We start from the raw sequence: 18,797 nt of genomic DNA on the forward strand, positions 1-18,797 counted from the left end.
TGTGTGTTACACGAAGCTCCCCTCTCGGTCCCCCTATAGACCTTTGGTTTATTTTTTATAGGGGGGAGTAAGAGATAGTGCCAATAAGGCTGTTGATTTTGCCTGCATTAAAGAACAAAATACATCTGCACTTTTTAAATTGTTTTCTGCTTCATCAATCTTTTTAATATGTTCAATGATTAGTTCACGTGTGCTGCCTTTATGTTTTTCAATTTCTTTTATATTTTCCATACATCTATTGCACATTAGTCATCACTCCTTTTAATTTCGATCTATCAATCACCCATGTCTTACCAATCTTCTTTGCTACAATCTTTCCTGCGGCACACAGATTCTTAACATGACCAGATGACACTCTAAGAATAGAAGCTGCTTCATGTACACCGATTACATCATAAAGAATGTATTCATTCACAACTGCCAGCAAATCTAATCATGTCGACTTCTAAAGCTCTTCTTTGACGTTCTACTAATTGAGGATTACAGTTGTTAATCACTAATACATGTTTCTTTACTTTCATTAAGTCCATACTTACTTCGTATGTATCTTCTCTCGTATCAGTAATTTGAACATCTTCCTTTAGTCTTAAAGCTTTAATCAATTCCTCCGTTGAGTAATTAGATAGCGCTTCTTCAACGATAGGATAATTGTGTTTTATGATCTTTGTGTTAATACACTTTGCGCTGTCTTCTACGTGTTCAATATGAATATAAGGACCTGACTTATGATGATGACCATCCGTCTTCCAATCAAAGCTAACCCTTACTTTACCTTTAATCTGCTCACCTTTGTAAAGTACAGTAGGAACAGCATCAACATCTGATTGGGAAATTTGCAATAAAGCTTCTTTAGTATTATTAGATTGTTTGTACTTTCCTAACTTCCACATATCTACAAAAGCACCGCTGCACTTAGGACAAATAGTTATCTCCTGATATTCTTCTTTAGATGGATGATATATCTTACCTTTATACCCACACGCTAAACATTGAGAAGCATTGTAATATTCTCTGCGTTTTTCATTCTTCTCGTTTATAAATCCTGTAACTACTTTAAATCCTAAGTTAACCAGTTGAACTATACGTTCTTGACTACAACATTCATCAAATACAATTTCCTCTTTACATCCATCTATTATCTTCAATGCATGTATCCTGTCGATGCCTATAATATAATCATAATTAAATTTAAAACGTAATCCGTTAGCGATGGCTTCACTATTAACTACTACAATGTACTTATGCTCTATAGCAAATTCAATTAATGCTGTCGTCTTTCCAATCACTCTTTGGTGTTGATTAGTTACAACATTCTCTCCATTTTCAGCAGCTAATTTTAGACACTCCTTAATACTCCTTAAAGATAAATCTAATTTCATTCCGTATCCCTCCTAATCAAATCACCGTTCTCATCAAACATTACATCTTCTCTAATCAATACAGCTTTACCAAACGTCTTAGTGTTATGACATGGTAAGCATAAGTACTGTAGGTTCTCATGATTCAATGTGATATCCGGATTGTCTATAGTCTCTGGTGTTATCTCAACAATATGGTCAACGATATATCCTGGTACTTCTTTGCAATGTTCACACATACCATCTAATGTTGTAACGATGTATGACTCTCTGCACTTCTCCCAAGCTGTTGACTTATAGAATTTCTTTGCGTATTCCTTTGCCATTCACCCACCTCACGATAATCTCTTCTATAAATTTGACTTCAATCATTTTCCTAATAACTCGCATAACTTCGGATGTCTGTATTCGTACCACTTATATCCCATATTTCCAAATAAATTAATCAGTCTTCTTATTTCTAGTTTTGACATTCCCATATATCTCATATCGTTATAAGCTTTCTGTATCTCACTCTTCCGTAAACTTTCACGCCAATTGACTAATGTATTGATTAAGTAATGTCTTATCATCTACTCATCCTCCTCATTGATCCAATCAATACTATAGAAATCATTTAAAGAGTCCAGATGCTCAAGCAGTTTAAATGCTTCATAGCTAATCTCTGCCGCATACCATCCATGAGGTTCATCATATTCTGTTAGATAATACTTACCGTTGTGTTCTCTAACTACTTTCATTGGTTTTCCTCCAAAATAAAAAACACCATTTACAGGTGCTATGTTTAATCTTCAATAACATCAATCTCTTCAAAGAAAGTTTCCATTCCTTGTTCTTCTTTTATCCAACCGTCTTCATCTGCTTCTAATTCTTTTTTATGTTTCAATGCGCTTTCTTTTTTTAAGAAGTATTTATCTTCTGTTACAATTAGCTCTTCATACTCCGCGGTAGACATAACACCAACGTAATATATCTTCACTCTATCCACTCTCCTTTTAAGGATAAGTCATTAAATAAAAAGCAACATATCTGCTACTGTAATTGTTCTACTATCTCATTAAATAACTGTTGTCCTTTTTCTGGATATCTTTCTAATCCACCATCAGCGAAATATTCACCTTCACTATTTATCATTTCAATTAGAACTTCACCTTTTTCCCAAACCTGCAGCGAGAATGCTACACACGATTCGAATTCTTTTAACGCTTCTTCTCTGTCTGCGGTAGCTAACATAATATCCGTATCAGCATGGTCCCACATCATAACTGTATAGATCAGCACGAAATCACCTCACACAAAATAAAAATGATAGCAGTTAAGCTACTCATCTAGTTGGTACCACAATTCTTTTCGTCCCGTTACAAGCAGGACATTGGTCGTTCAATATCTCCCGACCATTAGGTGACCGTTCCACTTCAAAAATAGTCATTGGTTTTCTATACTCAGTAACAGGTGGATCGAAGTAATTCAATTCCCTTCCTGTACCTTCACAATGCGGACAAGAAATTATTTTTGTTGGAATAGCCGCCACAAAATCACCTCGAAAGAATCTTATTTTTAAAAATCCATAACGAAAACTAATTTATACAGGGAAATGAATAGACCTAACAGTTTTAGTTTACATAATAGTTATTATATGACAGTCATTAACATGGGAAATACGCATGGTTGAGCGATTCTTGTTTTATACCGTTATACATATTTTATACATCGTTGATTTAACAGCATTTCTACCACTCATCGTTTCGTATTTCTTGCATAAACTTCACCTTGTTAACTTTATCTATTTTCGTTCGTTGTGTTCGTTTGTTTTGTTAGATGCAACACGTTTGCGCTTATCTTTCCTTAATTCAACTCAACATCGTTCAAATCTGTCCAATATACCTCGCCTACATTATCACTCACACGTACTGATACACCATGCTCAGTTTCTGTTGCGTCAATTATTTCGATGTTACGTGTAATAGTACCAGTTTGACCGATTAAGTCTGGTCGTCTTTCAGCACCATTTTCGACATCATCAAGAAACTTCGAAATCTCTTTATGCAACTTTTCTCCGTATAACATTTACTCACCCCTTATCTTTCCTTAACAACAAACAAGACGCTGCCCAGATCACAGCAGCGCCTACGATAATTGCTATTGGTTTAATCATTTATATTCGTGTTCCCCTACATATCGCTTTAGTAATTTCATTTACATCTGTAGTGGTTTTAATTACTGGACTGAAGTTAAATGTCTGAACAGGTTTATTCCCAAACTTCTCCATAATCTTTTCTAATCTTTCAAACGCTTCTACACACTCATTAGCTGCGGCAGTTAATTCTTTAATATTTTCATTCGCTTCTTTTGTATCAACATCCACCTTTAATGACAATCCATTCTTTTGTTCACTCATTATTATCCTCCTAACCAAATGTCCATTTTGTTCAATTTTATATGCGGGCAAGGATTTGCACCTTACAATGTAACTACTCTTCCAATGTCTCGGTTTTACCGTCATGATTCGGTAAGTTACAGGAATTTCAGTTAGGTCTCACCCTACACACCGATAACCTTATAGCGTCTACCTATTCCGCCACCGCATTATTGTTTAATGTGTAATTTCTATATAACAAAGAAAAAAGCACCCGTTATGGATGCTTTATCGTGATACTATCTATATAGCTTTCATATTCCAACCCTTTTAACAATTCAGAACCATCAATGGTACGCTCTGCTTCAACGAAAATGTATTTATTGCCTTCAATATCTATTGTTTCGTTAATATTATAAGGTCGAAATACTTCAGCATAAGTTTCTTTAATTAGATTATTATCAATTTTGATTTCTTCTTTTCGCTTATTTGTACTTTTCTCATAAAAACGTTTAATCGTTAATTCTCTCATTAATTTATCCTCCCTTTCTATTTCTCCTTATTCCATTATACATAACAAAAGCCATCACCGAAGTGACAGCTTTCAAGGGGATGAGAGAAAAGAGAGAAAACAAATGGCAAAGTTTCTCTTAGTCCAAGGTTGAGTACTCTCAACCTTCTCCAAACCACCGCATCATGTAATTTTTTAGCTCTTATTAGCTACGCGCTTTACGTTCGGTGGCTGGGAGAAGACTAAGAACTTCCATAACCTCTTTCAACCGACGACGTTCAGTAGTTTGCTCCATGCGTAAGAGCTGTCATCGGTTCAAAGAGAGCTAGGGACTCTCTTGTTTATACTCCGTAGAGTCGGTCAATACTTCGGCTGTTGGATGTCCTTAGCTGACCAATATCGAATTATAAAGGATTTATATCCAAGACGTATATCTTTCTTCCGACGCCTTGTTTGAACCAATACACTAGAGGTACGGAAGGGGAATGTTTCCGCTGTATTGGCTCAAACAAAGAGTGGAACTCTTTGCCCTCGTTTTGGTCATTAATAAGAATCGTGAGTAATTACTAATGTACGAGATACGTATACTTTTTAGCTTTTTAGAATGCAAGTGTCACTCAATCATGAGCAACCACCCCCATTCCATTTTCAAGAACCGACATATTAGAGGGAAATAGACTTATATTTATTATCAACCCAGAGGACGCATTCCGAGTTGATTGATAAATACAATAGAAATTTTGGAGAACTCTTATCTCCTTGCCCCGCAGTGAACCTCCCCGCAAACGAGTGCATCGTGTTATCGCCTACTTACATTTCAGCTAAATAACACTTTACGGAGATTCCCGAGTGCATTCGTTCCTGGTGGAATGCTAGCACCAGAAGGGATTGTGTTCCCCTTCTGATACTAACTTTACCGTTGATTTGACTATCAAAGTTCTCTAAAAACCTCTCTAATTTTGTCCTATTTTTCTCCCACTTTTCTGTTTTAAATCATCCCTAGTGATGTAGCAATTAAGCGCAATGCTGTTCTCTTTTTAGCATAGTACGCATTCTTGTACAATCCGATTTCTTCATATATAACCTCGTCTTTTAACCTCTTATTACTTAGATACTTTTTCTTGATGATCTCGCTCTCATCTTCATCTAAGCAATATGTTAACGCCTTATCTATTTGTTTAAACTTAATATCACTTATTTTTCTTGTATCTCTAATTTCAGGGAATAAGCTGATTCCTTCCAGTCTGTTTTCCTGTTGGTTCTCCATTCTGATTTTCAAAGCTCGATACTCTTTCAGTACCTTTATTACCTCTTTTTCAATTGTCTTTTGCGTCTTATCGTCGATTTCTGGAAAGAATGCTAATTGCTCCATCTGTAATCCCCCTATTTCTGAATTTGTCTTTTTAACATCACGTAAGGTACGTGAAATTTTATTATCTCTTTGTTGAATAAGGGAAACATGCTTAGTAAAGTAGCCCCCACCAATCTACTCTGCATGGTTCCGTTATCCATTAAGCTGTTGTCTTCCTATAAAACGCTGCTATACGTTTATCTTCATCGTGAATTCTCCATCCATCATCCAAATGTTCCATTAACTCCTTGTACGTAAATACATCGAAACTCCATACACGTTGTTTATCTCCAAATCCTTCCTCATTACGGTGCAGCATGAATTCCCTTGTACCTTTGTATTTTAGAATCATCTACTCAGCTCCCTTTATTTTCTTATCCAACCTTTCTGCTTGTCCTTCATAACAACTACTAATTCCTGTTTATATCGGTATTCAAACATCTTCTTCATATATGGAAAGCGATCGTTAGCGTATCCTTTAACATCAATTACTTCCTGCGTTCCATCCTTATAAGTAACAAGGAAATCAGCTGTGAATTTCCAGTCCCTACGTTTCTTTCGCTTACCCTCTCGTGTTGTAATATAAAACCCTTCAAGGAGCATGTACTGAGGTTGCAGCTCGATCTCAACAACCTCAGGATTACTCTTCAATACTAGGTAATACTCTGCTTCTGTTTTACTATCAAACTCAATTCCTTGTACGACTGTTTTTCTACTATTAATACGTCCTGTCTTCTTTTTACGTTTAAACAACTAGCAACCTCACTTTCTATTAAAAGGATTATTTTGTTCGAATTTATCTTGTAGCACCATCAAGAAAGAAAAGTGCTGAAATAAAACAAGATGCTATTAGTAACCCTAGCGCTGGCTCATATCCGAAAAACATCATAATTCCAGTAATGGACCAATAAATGAAGGCTAACCACTGTACTACTTTCATTTCCCTCTACCCCCTACATATTTTCAATGTAAATATTTAAAACATCTTCAATTTCTCTAACAACCGATTGAAAACTTTCTATGTCTTCTACATCCACGCTATTTAACCATGATTCAATCGTCTCTTTTAATTGCTTTTCTTTACTCATTTTCTATTCCTCCCCTGAATAAAACTCAATATTCCGTCAATACTGTAGACAACCCATTAAGTTACTTTCTCCTTGTTCCCCCTTGGAGAACCGAGCAGTTAGCTTTTGCTACCTGCTCTTTGTTTTTCTTCCTGTCTCTTTAAAAACAATTTCGCTTTCTTAATAGCTTCTGCTCTTGTTTGACCTTCAGCTATACCTTTTAATGCAGCATCATCTTTAATGCACAACATCTTTTTCTTGCCATTATCCATAACAACCTCAACATGCGAATAATAAGCGCTGTGCAATGTATCGTCTTCAAGAAGAAAACTCATAAATTCCGCACCGACTTTTCCTGTAAACTCTTTAACCTTCCTCATATCCATTCTCCTTTTCTACAAAATGAAATTTTTATACTAATCTTCCTCAAGTTCCGTAACAGTTATATAGTTCCTAGCATTCTTCCGATTCGCTATTCTCCTTTGATACGCTGGTCTTGTATAAAAACGAACTGTTGCAGGAAGTACGCCCATATAATCAGCGCATTCCTGTATAGTTCCGATACATAGCAATGATTCACCTTTATAAACGACGTACTCCTTTAAGTTCATTTCTCAGTCTCCTTTTCTACTAAAATGAAGTTTTTATTTATTTTTTCACAATTACATAACATGAACATATAATGTAAAAAACTCATAGGCATTTTTACCTTTCTAAAGAGCACTTATATGGTGCTCTTTTTATTTTCTACTCAAATAGCGTTTTTGTTTAGCTTCACTCTAAAAGTAAAATTGTCATTTTTTCATTCAACCAAGTTCATAACATATTCTTTTCCCTCGATAAAATAATGATTAGGTGTCCCATGCGCATTTTATCTACTGGAAATAATACCTTTCACGTACTTACGTATTAGAAACTTCATTTCTGCTTCTTCTGCAATAGCAATTTTGTTCACTTTTTTGATACATTTATGAAACATTCACATGTTATCTTCAATATGTTCTATTCTTTTTGAAAAACCATGTGAGAATACCAAAACAAGAAGCCCTAGAGCCCTAACTCTAGGGCTTCTTGTTTTCAAATAAGGATTCATTAACCTTATTGGTTCCTTTGCATACAGTATTACCACAAGGAATTCCACGGGTTACTCTGGTCAAGTTACCTTGAATTTCTTGTACACCTTGTGGGAAGAATCCGTTTATAACAAACGGGTTCTTTTATTTTTTCGTCATAAAATAACTATTTTGTTTAGTTTTTTACTAACTCTGGATTTTCATAGATATTGCCGATTATTTCAAAGTCAACACCGCAATCAAACAAATCGTCGTAACCAATTCCTTGTTTATTCGTGACATCATATCTTCCACATTCTTCATCAAAAAAGATCGCTCCATGATTATTGAATTCCTCGCAATCATATCCGCTTTCTGTTGACCATTCGTTTCCGTCAAGGTATTTAACAATATCTCCTTCATAAATCTCCTTACCATTCTTGTCTTTTAGACCTGTGTATTGCATCCATTCGTAATCGGTGTAATAATTTATATCCGCAATTTTATATTTAAGTGCCATATCACTGAACTGCTTGAATTCTTTATCCCACGCACGAAACTTAATTTCTCTCATTCTTCATTCCCCTTTTCGATTAAAATAACGCTTTTGTTTAGTTTTGTTTCTTACCACAATTACAGCAATAAATAGATTTATGATCTTGCGCTAAACTATATCCTCGTTTGCACTTTGATTGGCAACATGAGGATAATGATAAATCTTCATGTGTCCCTTTCTTTGTCGGCATATTACTTTCACCTCGTTTTTGTACAAAATTCAAATTTTGTCTTACTTTACGCCCGTACTTCCAAATCCGCCTGTGCCACGATCACTCTCTGATAGCTTGTCTACTTCAACGAAATGAGCTGTTTCCACTGGCGCTATGACGCCTTGAGCGATGCGAGTTCCCTTTTCGATTACATGCGCTTGCATATTGGCTACTTTAGGTATTTCAGTATTATCAACTAGCACCCCAACTTCTCCACGGTATCCACTATCCACTGTGCCAAGAACAACTCTTAACTTTGTGTTACGCGTCATACCGCTACGCGGGCGTACCTGCAATTCGTATCTTGGTGGAATTTCAAATGCCAATCCGGTTGGTACAACCTTTGTCTCGCCTGGCCAGATAATCGTGTCCTCTGCTGCTACAAGATCAAAACCAGCATCACCAGGCTTCGCATACTTTGGTAACTCTACATCTTTAACTCGCTTAATCTTCACTCGCAAATTCATTCCATTCCGCTCCTTATAAGTAACTTTTCAATTCTTCTCTCCGGCTTTTAAGCTCTTCCAAAGACTTCTCTGTCTTCCGTTTTTCGCTATTCAATCCATTCAAATGATATTGCTTCCTGTAAATCTCGTTTTCCACTGTTTCAAGCTCACCTTCCAGCTGTATTTTGGTTTCTTTCTTCATTCGACCCCTCCTACAGTCCTAAGTGCTCCATAATCTTGCCGATGTTCTCATCAAAACCACGCAATACTTCGGGCTTTTCGTTGTAATCTTCTGTTTTGAATAGTTCAAATGTAGGTAACGTGTTTGATTTTAATTCGTTCACCACATAGTCTCGTTGATATTTCGTTTCATCCACATTAATTTCGATGATTGTTACCTCTTCTTTAATGTGAGGTGGTAAGTTACCTAAATGTACCTTTGCAGCGTTGCACTTACTGCAGTTATCACCTGTGTACATAACGATCTTAGTTGCCATTCTCTTCATTCTCCTTCGCTTCTGCTAATAATTGAGTTACTTCAAAAGTTCCATGCTCTGTATATTTCATTGTTCTTCCTCCTTGTATTTAGATAAGATAACCGTTAATTTAACCGCTGTTTCCTCATTCGAAATCCATTGCCCTTTGTAATACCCAGCAAGTCCTAAATTTTCAGCTTCATAAGCCTTGTCCGCTTCTTTTCTGTTCTCCACTGCTGATTGTTGTAACTGTTCGATATACTCTTCAATCGCTTCTCTCATAGCTTCCAGCCCCCTTTATCAATTTGAACAATTCCTGCTCACTCATTTCATAAAGCTGACGTCCTGTCTCTTCTTCCTTGTAGATCCCTTTATGTAATAAGACGTCGATGAAAACTTGTTTCCTGTCCATATTGCCTCCCTAGCTGATTTGTTTCTTTTTCCTCGTTCTTTTAGCCATTGGCTTCGTTGCTGCTAAATAAGGTTGCATTCCTCTTTCCACTCTTTTATAGAAGCAAATATCATTGATACCATTTTCCCTTGCAAGCTCTAGATGGGTAGTATGTCCTTTAGGCTTCATTGCTGCATCTTTTGGCGTCATACCATTTCTCAATCTTCTAAAATATGTTGATGCGCTAATCCCTAAAGACTCGGCAATAATTAGCATCTTGCTGTGCTTACCTGGATTCCCTTTACTTCTTAGCGGTTCCGTTATCGCTCGTTCAATGCTCCATCCATACGTATGAACTCGTTGGTAAACATTTGTTTTCGTTATGCCTCTCCCCGCTGCTTTCTCGTAATCTTCATCGGTTATAACAGGTCCATAACAATTCACAATGATTCCTCCTTAACCTTTACTGAGCAATTCCGCCCTGTCCTAATCGTTGGAGTTGTGGCTGCCTTTTTTGCATCCCACTTGCGAGTGTTAATCCTGGACATGAATGTTTGGTAACCAACCCCATTCTGTTTAGCGATTTCTAGCCATTTAGCCGCTAATTTGTTTCTTCTTTTAACAGGTTTTGTTGCAGCGTCATGACGACTCCATCCGCCGTTCAATCGGTTATAAAATGTTTCTTTACATATTCCGTTTTCAGCAGCGAGTTTAAGCAAGTCAGTGTATTTCCCTTTATAGCTATGTCTCACTGTTCCGGGCGGAGCTGTTAGAGCTTCCTCTAGTTCCCACTTATCCGATCTATAGAGACGATAGTATAGTGTTTTAGTATTTATTCCGTTAGCAGCTGCTCTTGCACGTTCTTCATCAGTTAACCAACGATCTAAAGCCATTTTCTTCTCCCTCCTAATCTAGCTAATTTCTTTCAAATCACCATTTTTATCGTAGCGATTCCCTTGCTTACCTGGTGGCTTCGTTGCCGCTAAATGATATGACCAACCTCTTTTTAATCGGCTATAGAAGGTAAAACGTGAGATCCCATTCTGCTCTGCTACATGCATCCAGTCTCCGTGCTTTCTATCAAAGTCCATTTTCTTTGTGCCAACTGGTTGCGTTATCGCTCTTTCGATATCCCAGTCATAGCGGTATATTCGTTCCTGCAACCTTTTTCTGTTAATCCCATTTAATTCGGCTTTTTTATAATGTTCGTCCAAGATAAAGAAGTTCATTGCTATTCTCCTTTCTTAATCCAGATCCATAATCTCTGCTAAAGTCCTCGTACTTACTACCGTTTTTATAATTTGAATCCTTCCATGCTTTGCTGTGGCATTGCCCTTTGCATCTTCTTCATTTTCCGCTTCAAACCAATCAATTTTCTGCTTCTCGTCCTGATCATAGAAGTGAACCTCAAACGTAGGCGTTATAACGTTATGGCTATTGCTTTGTAGGAATTTCTCTGAAGTACTAGTTGCTGCATAGTCAAAAGTTCCTATGACATCTTCAAACGAAAGTTGACCGCTTTTCATGACGCAATTCCTTTTTTCTCTTCCTGCTGTATACGATGGATTTCCATTAACCTCGCTATAACGGCATGACGCTTTCTATCCACTTCTTCAGGCGTCTGATTCGCCGCCTCGCAAACGCATGGTCCAAATCGATACATTCCCATTCCAATATCGTTTTGAATCACTCCAGTTCCGTTACACGCGCACATAATCGTCATCCTTTCTGATTACCACTTCGATTCTTTGATCTGATATCTGAGCTACCGCAAAAGCCATATTGTTATGACCAGCTATGTTTAAACGCAGTTTGTTGAAGATGTATAACAATTCTTTATCTGAAAATTCAATCTTTTTATCTGTTGGCTGTCGCAATAACTGCCCTTCCATTTTTTCTAACACGTCGATTTCAATACTGATTTTTTCTTCCTCAATTAACTGGTGTACTTCCCTTATGCTCTTGCGGTACCCATAACGTTTTCCTACCGCTTTGATTAAGTCAAACAGTGTTTTCGTTTCAATTCTTCTAACGGTTGGATCGCCGTAACAAATTGAGCATGCTGTAATCTTTTTTTCTTCAATGTACACTTCATGAATGTCGATGTTATCAATTGCTGCACCGCATATATCGCAATATGGTTTGGATGGAGCTTGTACATCACCGAATAACATTTTTATATCCCCCTTAGAATGGTAGAACTTTTCTTCTATAATCCTTTGTTTCTTTGAAAACTAGTGCCCTAAACCCATTGAAGATACGCGATACAATTCGTTCATCGTATGCGCCTTCCAAACGCTCTCCTGTGAGGTTTGTTGTGAAGATAGTAGATTTGCCTTGTCTTCCATCAAAAACATCGAACAGCACCCTATTAATGAAGTTTGTTGCTTTTGTATCGGTGTCTAATGCACCTAATTCCGCTCCCAAGTCATCAACTATCAATACTTCAGCTTGTACTAACGTTCGTATAATTTCATCCTCAGTTAAGGAGGAATCTTTTTTGAATGTACTCTTAATTTTTCGTAGTAATTCACCGACTGTGACAAAAACGACTGGTATGCCAGATCCCGCCAGTTCTTCTGCAATAGCGTAAGCAAGATGTGTTTTCCCTGCGCCACAATTCCCGGCCATAATCGTATTGAATATCTTTCCATTGCGATAATCCTTTGCAATGACCTTTGCGAGTTCAAGGTTCTTTTCTCCTTCCTCGCTAGTAGGTTGGTAGTTATCAAAGTTTGCTTTTTTAATATTGATATCGGCAATCATGCTTTGTTGATGGAATAAGTGTTTTTGCTTATTCGTTTGATCAGCTTCCCATTTTGTTTGTTCATGTTCTTGAAGCTTTTTACTTTCGTTTTCAAGGTAGCACCGAGGACATACAACTTGTCCTTTGAAATTCATTTTTGTCATTTTATGAGTTTCACAAGTATCAGAAGCCATAGTCATATTGACCCTTTTGGCTATAGCGTCTGGTACTGCCGCTATCGCTCTCTGCATTGTTATTCGCTCCTTTTCTTGATTTCATTTGAATTGTTAACTGGTCGAACTTTTCACGTAGTTTCTTAGGAGATAAGATATTACCTTGCCAGAATGGATCTGCTTGGCACCAATCAATAACATCTTTAATCTCTTGTGGTTCTCTGTTATCGCGTTCTCGCATTAATCTAAATTCATTCGCCCATGAATCGAAGTTGGGCTCTTTTTGTTTAGGATTATTACCCTTAATTAGTTCAAATAAATACTTAGCCCCATTAATGTCGCAAGTTTCAAACTTGTGACGAGAAGGTTTTTCTTTCTTCTTTTTATCTTTTTCTTTATCTATATCTAATTCTTTATCTTCTTCTATATCTGTATCGTCACGTGACGTCACGCAAGCGTCACTTTCTCCACCTTTATTTTCTAGTGCTAATTGCTGTTGTTTCTTGCGTTCACGGTATTTCTTGTTCCGCTCTGCATTCAATTGCTTTACACGTTCTAACCCATCTATGTTCTGATGTTTTTCCCAATTTGAGATACATATGTACTGATCATCAGTAACATCTATCATTCCAAACTGCTTGAAAGTCTGTAGTGCAAGTCTTACAGTTGCTATTGGCCTATTAAAAAGAGTTGATAGCATTTCTTCTGTAAAAGGAATATTCTCACTCAGAAAAATGTAACCACTGGCATTTGTTTTCCCTGCTTGAGACAACAATTTAATCCAAATGATTAGTAATGTATCTGCATCTGGTAGACTTTCAATCAATCGAATCTTTTCATCCTCAAACATGCTAGTAGATAGCTTTATCCATTTAACGTCTGCCATTTAGTTCACCTTCTTCATCCAACATTCATAAGAGACGTATTCTTCCATTCCGTAGAATTTATAGCCGCCTTTAATGTTCTTGTTTTCGTTATATACAAAATCTTTTGTTGTTTTATAGACCGCTTTAATTGGAGTTACATAATCAAATCCACGTTTTTCTAACTCACGTACCGCTTTTATTAACTCTTTTTTTGATCCTCGTTTAACTCGAATTGGTATCATCATGCATTCTCCCTTTCGCATAACGCTATATCGCCCTGAACCTTGATTATTTTGTATCCTGGATAGCGATTGGGAGTAATGTACTCTATCGCTCTCTCTTTTGCTTCCTTATCGTTTCTTACGCCCTTCCAAACCCACGCCGGAAGGACGACTTTCGATTGATTTTTATCTAACATAGGCTTTCACTCCTTATTTACTTGGCGGAAACGAATGTGATATAATAGAGATTCAAATATTGAGTCATTTCTTGAAAAAGAGTCGATTATTAGGCGTAGTCGGCTCTTTTTATTTAGTTTTGATGCTTTCACGCATCGGAATATTCAGGAACCCATTTACTAGGTGGGGGGATACCATTAAATTCCTGAATATTCCGACAAGCGAAGGCTTGTCCTATTTAGCTAAAGTTATAAACTCCTTATGCATTTCCTCAACCTTATCTGCGCTGTTATGTATCCCTCTAGTTCTTAAATCCTTTATGATCCATGCTAGTTTCTTTTGTTCGTATTCATCACGCTGTTCTTTATTTGTCATCTTCAAGCCATCCTGCTCTCTTTGCTACTACATCAATTCGATGTACCAGGTATACTGATAAACATATTGCTGCTGATACGATTGCCAGTGTTAATGTGCTTTCCTCCATCATTTAAACCGCCTCCCTATCCATTTCCGGAATGATTCCGCGTTTCGTTAAAAGTTCGTGGATGAAAAGTCTTCCTTTTTGTGTCCAACGAGTGTTCATTTTTACTGACCTATTACCATCTGTATGCACTACTTCAACTGTTTTCGATTTTGTGTAACCTTTGTTTTGGTGTTTGGAGTAAAGTAACCATTGATTATTTACTTTGTACTGCACCTTTTCGTCATTCAGGATTTTATTAAGCTTCATTGCTGATAAACCATAGTCAGCTGCAATCTGCGAAACCGTTACTGTATCTTGCGATTGAAGAATTTGATCAAGGTAAGTAATCTTTGATGCGTTTTCTGCGATCTGTTGTGTTAACATAAGATTCTTTTGCTCTGCAACCTGTCTTGCTTGTTGTTCCTGCTTCAGCTGTGACGCGAGACCGATAATTAAGTCTGGATCTTGAAGTAGAGCGTTGATTGTTTTCGGCGTCATGTATGCTCCGTGTTTTCTAATAGAAGGAATCACTTCAATAGCTAACCAATCTTGAAATTGTTCTGCAATGTCGTTACTTGCTCTAAAAGCTAGTTTATAAACTAGCGGTTCAGGTATTAAATCACCTTTACCCACTTGTGGGGAATGTTTAGGCAGATAAGAATTCAAGCGATCCCATCTCACGTATACTTTGTCATTTTTCATTCTTGTAATTCCTAAACACCTAGCAACTTGTTCTACATCGAATAATACTTCGCCGTTTTCGAATTTTGCTGAAACCTCAAAAATTTCATTTTTAAATTTCTGTAGCCGATTCATTGTTTTCACTCCTTTTATTAGTTCGAAAAAATCGAACTTAATATTTAAAAAAATATCAAGTTTAACATTATTAAGTTCGATTTATTCAACCTTTTTAAATAGGTCTTCCACAGGTACTGAAAATACTCTAGAAATAGCAAAAGCTGCTTCTTTACCTGGAGATTTTGTACCTTTAACATATTCACAAACCGTGCTTTTAGAGCGTTTTATCTCTTTAGCTAGTTGTATTTGTCTCATTTCATTTTCATCAAGCAAAGCCGACAATTTTTTGTTGTCAAAAATCATTTTCCTGTTCACCTCGCTTACAAGTAATACTATATCAAAAAGTTCGAAAAAAGGGAACTATTTTTAAAAACTTTTTTTATTTATTTTAAATCTATCCATTTAGTTATTGTAATTAACAACTCAAGAAAAGTTTGCTCTGGGCGAACTTTTGTAATAGAATGAACTTGACCAACGTAATATTACTGTAGTATGACTACGTTGCTAACTAAGTTAATTATTAACTGATTATATAAGTTTGAATTCAATAAAAAGGGTGGATTAATTATGCGTGGAGATAGGGTAAAACAATTAAGGAAAGAAATGAAGTGGACACAAGAAGAATTAGGGAATCGTATAGATTTAAAGAAATCAACAATATCAGAGATAGAAAACAATAAGAAAGACGCTGGCAGAAAAGCTATTACAAAAATCGCTACAGCTCTAAATTGTACAACTGATTATTTGCTAGGGCTATCTGACGACCCTCAATTAAGCGGTGATCAATATTCTGATTTACGAAAGAAATTTGATGTATTACTTGAGAAATTAGAACAAAAACCTAAACATGAACAAGAGATGCTTTACAAAATGATGCAAGCAGCTCTTGGTTCAGATGATTAAATGATTGTTAGCATCTCACTAACAATCATTTTTTTTGTTCATAATTTGTATCTCTATGTTAGAGATTTCTTGTCTTATATTTTCATCACTCGTTGTTTCTCCCATAACAAGTGTCTTCCATAATACCTCAGCTAAGTTCTCTTTCTTCATCCCTAAAACCCCCAGTTTATATCTATGTAGTTTGTGAACGATTCACAATGATTACCTTTTTACTTTTTTTCTTAAAAAATAGGATTTTCCTGAAAAGCACAAATGGCATTACCTCTCATTGAGGTAATGCCATTTAAATATATATTATTATAATCAGCCAGCTCCGCCGCCGCCTGGATCAACCATCATTTTGTATTGAGTTGTCTCAGTAATAGCTGCTTGTTTTGGTTGTTCTTTTGCAACATCCGAAGTATTTAATAAAAACACTCCAAGAACCGCTAACACTGATAAAGTCGATAGAATCTTTTTCAATATGCTCTCACCTACCTATAAGACAATTATACCATTTTTTCAAAGGATGCCCAAGTATAATTTAGGTAATTGAGCATAAAATAAGTTGCCGTTTTCTTCGAACTTCTTTAATGATTTTTCTATCAGTTTTTTATCCCCTTTTGCGATTCCCATATAGCATAGTTGGAAAGCGGATAGCTTGCCATTTTGAATTTCTAATCCATTTAGTATTTCAATAGCCTTCTCGTTATTACCTCTTTTGATTTCTAGATAAGCTATTTCTGCAGGATCAGTAAGATACAAATCATCTAAATCTTTTCCGTGATATATTTTGAGAAAATTAAGTGTGTTCATAATACATCTCTTTTTATTTTTCATCGTGTCATTAAAGGCGTCACCAAGAACATATAATGCTTGTTCTAAGTAAGCTTTAGCTTTGTTGTAGTCTTCAAATATATATGACTCTCCAAGAACATTTAAAGCGCTTGCTTGTGGAATAGGGTATTTACCAGGTTCTCCGAGGTATTTCATTAAATAAGGTGTGTACTCTCTTGTCTCTTTTATCTTACAAAGCGAAAGACATGCAGCATGTATACTCTCGTTAATTTTTATAGTGAAACTTTGTTTTAAAAATTTTTCTTTTTGAGGAATTTCTTTTTCGATTTTCTCCTTAACGTCACACGCGTATCTATACAAGAATCGATAATCACTCAGATCGTATAGGCCATAGCAATAAATAATATCTAAGACTAAACTCATTTCAGTGCTTTTTATAGTTTTTCTCTTTTTTTCAACCTCTGTTAATAATAATTTACCTACAAGATGTTCTTTGCTTCTTCTATATAGAATACGATAAACTTCCGCCCATTCTTTTGTAACATCATCTTTTGATAACTCAGCTTTTTTTATTAACGTTTCTAGTAAGTTGAATTCGCCTCTAGCATGTACAAACTCCATACCTATTTTTAAATTTTTATTACCTTTAATCTTCTCACAATACTCAAATAAACATGCTCTTCTTAATTCCGGATTATGTTTGTACAAAAGAATCAATGTGTCTGAAAAGCATTGAAAACTAAATTGCGTATTGCCATTAAGATAATAAGAAACCTTCTTTTCGTTGATCCCAAGTCGTACTGCTAATTCTTTATTAGTGATACCAGCTGCAAATAAATCATCCTTCATTTTCATTAATAATTTCTGCACTGTTTTGCTCCTCCTTGCCGGAACAAAAGACACGTTATACCCATTTTTTAACTTTTAGAGGAAAACGCGTCACTACATTCAATAGATGTGTTATAATTTATGTAAGACTTGCAGTAAGTGTTTTCCCTAGCGCAATTAGGGAAAGCGGTATAAGAGTGCGCTAACACTACTTATACACGCTGTGAGTCTTTTTTACGTCCGTTTATTTTAATGTTTTCATAATAACACATTTTTCCCAAAATTCGGTCATAGAGTTACCTGACAATTGTTGAGAAAGTTGAAAAACCGCTGTACAACAAGGTTTCTCAATTGACATAAAAATAAAATATGCAATAATGCATGAGATGTATAAAGAGCTCATATGCATATTTTACCACAAAATCGAACTTTTGTTCTATTTTATTTCAGGATTATGATTATTTTTCTATCATTATACTACATTAGACAATATATCTATCATTTATAGTATATCGATATGTCTATAACTATACTGATAGTATGAAAACTTTAGGTGAAACTTTAAAAAATCTTAGGAAAAGTCGTTCGCTTAGACAAGCTGATTTGGCTCATGAACTAAACCTTAGTCGTAGTCAAATCAACAACTATGAAAATGGTTTTTCTGAACCAGATCTTACAACCTTGTTTCGTCTCGCCTCCTTCTTTAATGTATCGTTAGATGCGCTTACTGGTCGCACTGACGCTACTGATGATGAAAGGCTACATAATACTCTAATTGGTGTTCAAAAAACGTATGGGGCGTTATCTGAAAGTCAAAGAGAGAACTTCTGTAAGCAACTTGATCATTATGTAAAGTTCTTAGGTGAGAATAATGAAATATTGTGATTTGATTTCATCATAAAAGAAATCTTTTCCAAAGGAAAGAGGTAAAATTTTACATAATTTTACCAATCCTACCAACAGGACTATTTGGTCCTGTTTTTTATTTTTCCTCGACAAAATATGACAAAATAGTTGTAACTAAATTTGTTATGCTTATTTCGGAAATCTTACATTTTATAAACTGAAAG

The 18,797-nt window shown here is 35.9% G+C and carries 44 protein-coding genes and 1 pseudogene; 2 read left to right on the plus strand and 43 right to left on the minus strand.

Annotation, left to right across the window (positions count from 1 at the left end; genetic code table 11):
- Positions 1-48: 48 nt before the first annotated feature.
- From ABWK52_RS00890 to ABWK52_RS01085, 40 genes and pseudogenes are all read right to left on the minus strand, one after another.
- Positions 49-246, minus strand: coding sequence for a hypothetical protein (locus ABWK52_RS00890; RefSeq protein ID WP_353771827.1), 198 nt, complete (start codon positions 244-246; stop codon positions 49-51).
- Positions 236-427: a helix-turn-helix domain-containing protein gene (locus ABWK52_RS00895; protein ID WP_438825461.1), complete on the minus strand. Its 192-nt coding sequence runs from the start codon at positions 425-427 to the stop codon at positions 236-238. Before ABWK52_RS00895 ends, ABWK52_RS00890 begins: the two co-directional genes overlap by 11 nt.
- Positions 428-623: 196 nt before the next feature.
- Positions 624-1,037: pseudogene (locus ABWK52_RS00900) on the minus strand (hypothetical protein); the annotation flags it as partial.
- Between the two features lie 338 nt (positions 1,038-1,375).
- A complete protein-coding gene (locus ABWK52_RS00905) occupies positions 1,376-1,684 on the minus strand; it encodes an HNH endonuclease signature motif containing protein (RefSeq protein WP_353771828.1) in 309 nt (102 codons plus the stop codon).
- 42 nt (positions 1,685-1,726) lie between these two features.
- The gene (locus ABWK52_RS00910; protein ID WP_098021108.1) at positions 1,727-1,930 is read right to left on the minus strand and encodes a hypothetical protein; all 204 of its coding nucleotides are present in this window, start codon (positions 1,928-1,930) and stop codon (positions 1,727-1,729) included.
- Positions 1,931-2,098, minus strand: coding sequence for a hypothetical protein (locus tag ABWK52_RS00915; protein ID WP_179863430.1), 168 nt, complete (start codon positions 2,096-2,098; stop codon positions 1,931-1,933).
- A gap of 44 nt (positions 2,099-2,142) precedes the next feature.
- The gene (locus tag ABWK52_RS00920) at positions 2,143-2,337 is read right to left on the minus strand and encodes a hypothetical protein (RefSeq protein WP_098021109.1); all 195 of its coding nucleotides are present in this window, start codon (positions 2,335-2,337) and stop codon (positions 2,143-2,145) included.
- A gap of 53 nt (positions 2,338-2,390) precedes the next feature.
- The gene (locus ABWK52_RS00925) at positions 2,391-2,639 is read right to left on the minus strand and encodes a hypothetical protein (protein WP_033695369.1); all 249 of its coding nucleotides are present in this window, start codon (positions 2,637-2,639) and stop codon (positions 2,391-2,393) included.
- A 43-nt stretch (positions 2,640-2,682) separates the two neighbouring features.
- Complete coding sequence (locus ABWK52_RS00930; RefSeq protein WP_353771829.1) at positions 2,683-2,889, minus strand: hypothetical protein; 207 nt, start codon at positions 2,887-2,889, stop codon at positions 2,683-2,685.
- A gap of 314 nt (positions 2,890-3,203) precedes the next feature.
- On the minus strand, positions 3,204-3,425 hold the full coding sequence (locus ABWK52_RS00935; protein ID WP_335390784.1) for a hypothetical protein: 222 nt from the start codon (positions 3,423-3,425) through the stop codon (positions 3,204-3,206).
- Positions 3,426-3,513: 88 nt separating this feature from the next.
- Complete coding sequence (locus tag ABWK52_RS00940; protein WP_353771830.1) at positions 3,514-3,756, minus strand: hypothetical protein; 243 nt, start codon at positions 3,754-3,756, stop codon at positions 3,514-3,516.
- 235 nt (positions 3,757-3,991) lie between these two features.
- Complete coding sequence (locus ABWK52_RS00945) at positions 3,992-4,246, minus strand: hypothetical protein (protein ID WP_353771831.1); 255 nt, start codon at positions 4,244-4,246, stop codon at positions 3,992-3,994.
- Between the two features lie 967 nt (positions 4,247-5,213).
- Positions 5,214-5,597: an ArpU family phage packaging/lysis transcriptional regulator gene (locus ABWK52_RS00950; RefSeq protein ID WP_025921806.1), complete on the minus strand. Its 384-nt coding sequence runs from the start codon at positions 5,595-5,597 to the stop codon at positions 5,214-5,216.
- Positions 5,598-5,736: 139 nt separating this feature from the next.
- Entirely contained in the window at positions 5,737-5,928 is a 192-nt protein-coding gene (locus tag ABWK52_RS00955; RefSeq protein ID WP_353771832.1) for a hypothetical protein, read from the minus strand.
- Positions 5,929-5,942: 14 nt separating this feature from the next.
- A complete protein-coding gene (locus ABWK52_RS00960; RefSeq protein WP_353771833.1) occupies positions 5,943-6,329 on the minus strand; it encodes a DUF1064 domain-containing protein in 387 nt (128 codons plus the stop codon).
- 43 nt (positions 6,330-6,372) lie between these two features.
- On the minus strand, positions 6,373-6,516 hold the full coding sequence (locus tag ABWK52_RS00965) for a hypothetical protein (RefSeq protein ID WP_158236268.1): 144 nt from the start codon (positions 6,514-6,516) through the stop codon (positions 6,373-6,375).
- Between the two features lie 13 nt (positions 6,517-6,529).
- Complete coding sequence (locus tag ABWK52_RS00970; RefSeq protein ID WP_255849804.1) at positions 6,530-6,664, minus strand: hypothetical protein; 135 nt, start codon at positions 6,662-6,664, stop codon at positions 6,530-6,532.
- Positions 6,665-6,762: 98 nt separating this feature from the next.
- Positions 6,763-7,029 (minus strand): hypothetical protein, encoded by a 267-nt coding sequence (locus ABWK52_RS00975; RefSeq protein ID WP_098368301.1) that lies wholly within the window; start codon positions 7,027-7,029, stop codon positions 6,763-6,765.
- Between the two features lie 30 nt (positions 7,030-7,059).
- Positions 7,060-7,254: a hypothetical protein gene (locus ABWK52_RS00980; protein ID WP_061113334.1), complete on the minus strand. Its 195-nt coding sequence runs from the start codon at positions 7,252-7,254 to the stop codon at positions 7,060-7,062.
- Between the two features lie 637 nt (positions 7,255-7,891).
- A complete protein-coding gene (locus ABWK52_RS00985; protein ID WP_097821073.1) occupies positions 7,892-8,269 on the minus strand; it encodes a YopX family protein in 378 nt (125 codons plus the stop codon).
- Positions 8,270-8,306: 37 nt separating this feature from the next.
- Positions 8,307-8,441: a hypothetical protein gene (locus ABWK52_RS00990; RefSeq protein WP_257205297.1), complete on the minus strand. Its 135-nt coding sequence runs from the start codon at positions 8,439-8,441 to the stop codon at positions 8,307-8,309.
- Between the two features lie 41 nt (positions 8,442-8,482).
- Positions 8,483-8,929, minus strand: a complete 447-nt coding sequence (gene dut, locus ABWK52_RS00995) for a dUTP diphosphatase (protein WP_353771834.1) — start codon at positions 8,927-8,929, stop codon at positions 8,483-8,485.
- Positions 8,930-8,942: 13 nt separating this feature from the next.
- On the minus strand, positions 8,943-9,110 hold the full coding sequence (locus ABWK52_RS01000) for a hypothetical protein (RefSeq protein ID WP_165609437.1): 168 nt from the start codon (positions 9,108-9,110) through the stop codon (positions 8,943-8,945).
- Positions 9,111-9,120: 10 nt separating this feature from the next.
- Positions 9,121-9,405 (minus strand): glutaredoxin family protein, encoded by a 285-nt coding sequence (locus ABWK52_RS01005; RefSeq protein WP_325764555.1) that lies wholly within the window; start codon positions 9,403-9,405, stop codon positions 9,121-9,123.
- Between the two features lie 66 nt (positions 9,406-9,471).
- Positions 9,472-9,666, minus strand: coding sequence for a hypothetical protein (locus ABWK52_RS01010; RefSeq protein WP_353771835.1), 195 nt, complete (start codon positions 9,664-9,666; stop codon positions 9,472-9,474).
- Positions 9,650-9,796, minus strand: a complete 147-nt coding sequence (gene fbpA, locus ABWK52_RS01015) for a Fur-regulated basic protein FbpA (protein ID WP_080296794.1) — start codon at positions 9,794-9,796, stop codon at positions 9,650-9,652. The genes ABWK52_RS01010 and fbpA overlap by 17 nt, the downstream gene beginning before the upstream one ends.
- Positions 9,797-9,805: 9 nt before the next feature.
- Positions 9,806-10,219 (minus strand): hypothetical protein, encoded by a 414-nt coding sequence (locus ABWK52_RS01020; RefSeq protein ID WP_025921862.1) that lies wholly within the window; start codon positions 10,217-10,219, stop codon positions 9,806-9,808.
- Positions 10,216-10,668: a nucleoside permease gene (locus ABWK52_RS01025; protein ID WP_353771836.1), complete on the minus strand. Its 453-nt coding sequence runs from the start codon at positions 10,666-10,668 to the stop codon at positions 10,216-10,218. The genes ABWK52_RS01020 and ABWK52_RS01025 overlap by 4 nt, the downstream gene beginning before the upstream one ends.
- An 18-nt stretch (positions 10,669-10,686) precedes the next feature.
- A complete protein-coding gene (locus ABWK52_RS01030; protein ID WP_353771837.1) occupies positions 10,687-11,004 on the minus strand; it encodes a hypothetical protein in 318 nt (105 codons plus the stop codon).
- A 15-nt stretch (positions 11,005-11,019) separates the two neighbouring features.
- Entirely contained in the window at positions 11,020-11,301 is a 282-nt protein-coding gene (locus ABWK52_RS01035; protein WP_353771838.1) for a hypothetical protein, read from the minus strand.
- The gene (locus ABWK52_RS01040) at positions 11,298-11,489 is read right to left on the minus strand and encodes a hypothetical protein (protein WP_353771839.1); all 192 of its coding nucleotides are present in this window, start codon (positions 11,487-11,489) and stop codon (positions 11,298-11,300) included. Before ABWK52_RS01040 ends, ABWK52_RS01035 begins: the two co-directional genes overlap by 4 nt.
- A complete protein-coding gene (locus ABWK52_RS01045; RefSeq protein WP_070179813.1) occupies positions 11,476-11,949 on the minus strand; it encodes a hypothetical protein in 474 nt (157 codons plus the stop codon). Before ABWK52_RS01045 ends, ABWK52_RS01040 begins: the two co-directional genes overlap by 14 nt.
- 13 nt (positions 11,950-11,962) lie before the next feature.
- Positions 11,963-12,721, minus strand: a complete 759-nt coding sequence (locus tag ABWK52_RS01050; protein WP_353771861.1) for an ATP-binding protein — start codon at positions 12,719-12,721, stop codon at positions 11,963-11,965.
- Positions 12,705-13,580, minus strand: a complete 876-nt coding sequence (locus ABWK52_RS01055; RefSeq protein WP_353771840.1) for a phage replisome organizer N-terminal domain-containing protein — start codon at positions 13,578-13,580, stop codon at positions 12,705-12,707. Before ABWK52_RS01055 ends, ABWK52_RS01050 begins: the two co-directional genes overlap by 17 nt.
- Positions 13,581-13,802 carry a hypothetical protein gene (locus tag ABWK52_RS01060; RefSeq protein ID WP_071739958.1) on the minus strand — a complete coding sequence of 74 codons (222 nt, stop codon included), beginning with the start codon at positions 13,800-13,802 and terminating at the stop codon, positions 13,581-13,583. It abuts the gene before it with no gap.
- The gene (locus ABWK52_RS01065; protein ID WP_353771841.1) at positions 13,802-13,978 is read right to left on the minus strand and encodes a hypothetical protein; all 177 of its coding nucleotides are present in this window, start codon (positions 13,976-13,978) and stop codon (positions 13,802-13,804) included. Before ABWK52_RS01065 ends, ABWK52_RS01060 begins: the two co-directional genes overlap by 1 nt.
- A gap of 214 nt (positions 13,979-14,192) precedes the next feature.
- On the minus strand, positions 14,193-14,333 hold the full coding sequence (locus ABWK52_RS01070; RefSeq protein WP_353771842.1) for a hypothetical protein: 141 nt from the start codon (positions 14,331-14,333) through the stop codon (positions 14,193-14,195).
- Positions 14,323-14,445 carry a hypothetical protein gene (locus ABWK52_RS01075; RefSeq protein ID WP_353771843.1) on the minus strand — a complete coding sequence of 41 codons (123 nt, stop codon included), beginning with the start codon at positions 14,443-14,445 and terminating at the stop codon, positions 14,323-14,325. Before ABWK52_RS01075 ends, ABWK52_RS01070 begins: the two co-directional genes overlap by 11 nt.
- Entirely contained in the window at positions 14,446-15,237 is a 792-nt protein-coding gene (locus ABWK52_RS01080; RefSeq protein ID WP_353771844.1) for a phage antirepressor KilAC domain-containing protein, read from the minus strand. It abuts the gene before it with no gap.
- An 81-nt stretch (positions 15,238-15,318) separates the two neighbouring features.
- The gene (locus ABWK52_RS01085) at positions 15,319-15,522 is read right to left on the minus strand and encodes a helix-turn-helix transcriptional regulator (protein WP_000575564.1); all 204 of its coding nucleotides are present in this window, start codon (positions 15,520-15,522) and stop codon (positions 15,319-15,321) included.
- A gap of 264 nt (positions 15,523-15,786) precedes the next feature.
- Between ABWK52_RS01085 and ABWK52_RS01090 the strand changes: the two genes are divergently transcribed.
- Entirely contained in the window at positions 15,787-16,122 is a 336-nt protein-coding gene (locus ABWK52_RS01090; RefSeq protein ID WP_353771845.1) for a helix-turn-helix domain-containing protein, read from the plus strand.
- Between the two features lie 18 nt (positions 16,123-16,140).
- Here ABWK52_RS01090 and ABWK52_RS01095 read toward each other — a convergent pair whose 3' ends face one another.
- The 3 genes from ABWK52_RS01095 to ABWK52_RS01105 all read right to left on the minus strand — a co-directional run bounded on the left by ABWK52_RS01095 (position 16,141) and on the right by ABWK52_RS01105 (position 17,769).
- Complete coding sequence (locus ABWK52_RS01095) at positions 16,141-16,272, minus strand: hypothetical protein (protein ID WP_353771846.1); 132 nt, start codon at positions 16,270-16,272, stop codon at positions 16,141-16,143.
- 153 nt (positions 16,273-16,425) lie between these two features.
- Positions 16,426-16,584, minus strand: coding sequence for a hypothetical protein (locus ABWK52_RS01100; RefSeq protein WP_353771847.1), 159 nt, complete (start codon positions 16,582-16,584; stop codon positions 16,426-16,428).
- Between the two features lie 39 nt (positions 16,585-16,623).
- Positions 16,624-17,769, minus strand: coding sequence for an AimR family lysis-lysogeny pheromone receptor (locus ABWK52_RS01105; RefSeq protein ID WP_353771848.1), 1,146 nt, complete (start codon positions 17,767-17,769; stop codon positions 16,624-16,626).
- A 498-nt stretch (positions 17,770-18,267) separates the two neighbouring features.
- Between ABWK52_RS01105 and ABWK52_RS01110 the strand changes: the two genes are divergently transcribed.
- Complete coding sequence (locus tag ABWK52_RS01110) at positions 18,268-18,612, plus strand: helix-turn-helix domain-containing protein (protein ID WP_047387689.1); 345 nt, start codon at positions 18,268-18,270, stop codon at positions 18,610-18,612.
- The last annotated feature ends 185 nt before the right edge of the window (positions 18,613-18,797 follow it).

This window comes from Bacillus sp. AP50, assembly GCF_040492675.1.
Taxonomy (GTDB): Bacteria; Bacillota; Bacilli; order Bacillales; family Bacillaceae_G; genus Bacillus_A; species Bacillus_A cereus.